General features: G+C 70.9%; 1 protein-coding gene. It reads left to right on the top strand.

Annotated elements, in window-relative coordinates; translation table 11 throughout:
- Positions 1 to 1,154 (top strand): phage tail length tape measure family protein (locus BM249_RS21060; protein ID WP_177232489.1); only part of this gene is annotated, 1,154 nt, incomplete at both ends.

The raw sequence follows: 1,154 nt of genomic DNA on the forward strand, positions 1-1,154 counted from the left end.
TCCGCCCCCAGCCCCGCGACGAGCCGGGAGATCGAGCGCCTGCGCTCGCAGCTCGACGAGGAGTACCGCAAGACGAAGCAACTCGGGGCCGCCGAGGACCGGATCGGCCGGGGCGTGTCGGGCGGCTACTTCGACGCGGCCGAGGCCGATCGCCTGCGCGGCCTCGCGGCGGCCAAGTATGGCAGCACCAACGACAACGATCCGGATCGGCGCGGGCTCAGCACCTACGACAAGCAGTTCATCAAGTACCAGGGCTTCGACGTCGCCTCGTCGCTCGGCTCCGGCGCCGGCCTCACCACCGTGGCCTTCCAGCAGGGGCCGCAGGTCCTGCAGCAGCTGGCCGACCGCGAGGGCGGACTGAAGGCGGGCCTGGGTCAGCTGGCGGAGAGCGCCAAGAGCCTGGTGACGCCGTTCACGGTCGCGGGGGCGGCCGTCGTCGCGGCGGCCGGCGTGTTCGCCCTGGCGTCGTCGCAATACGCCAGGGATCAGGAAACGCTGTCCCGCTCGCTCAAGACCACCGGCCGCTCCACCGATCTGTCGCTGTCGCAGCTCGACACCCTCGCGAGCCGGACGGCCGAGGCCGGGAAGGTCTCGACCTCCACCGCGCGCGAGATCGCGGCGGGCTTCGCCTCGACGGGAGAGATCGCCGGCCCGGTGTTCGACACCCTGATCTCGAAAACCTCGGATTACGCCAGGATCATCGGCTCGGACGTGCCCACGGCCACCGCAGAGCTGGCCCGCATGTTCGCCGATCCGGCCAAGGGTGCCGACGATCTCGGGAGCAAGCTCGGCGGCCTCGATGACCGAACCCGGCAGTACATCGTCACCCTGGCCGAGCAGGGCGACAAGACCGCGGCGCAGACGGCCCTCGCGGAGGCGCTGAAGACGCAGATCGACGCCAACGCCGCGGCGACCACGAAGTGGGGCAACGCCTGGAACTTCGTCAGCGGCACGGCCGATAAAGCCTGGGAGAGCATCAAGCGCGCGGTCGGGGCGTCGGTGACGACGCCTCAGAGCGTCTTGGCGGACCTGAACCTGCGGGTCGCGACGGCGGAGAAGAACGGCGCTTCGCCTGGGTTTCTCGACCCGCTGCGCGCGCAGCGCGATGCGGCCAAGGCCGAGGTGGATCGTGCCGAAGCCGCCGAGCGTACCCG

This window comes from Methylobacterium gossipiicola (assembly GCF_900113485.1).
Lineage (GTDB): Bacteria > Pseudomonadota > Alphaproteobacteria > Rhizobiales > Beijerinckiaceae > Methylobacterium > Methylobacterium gossipiicola.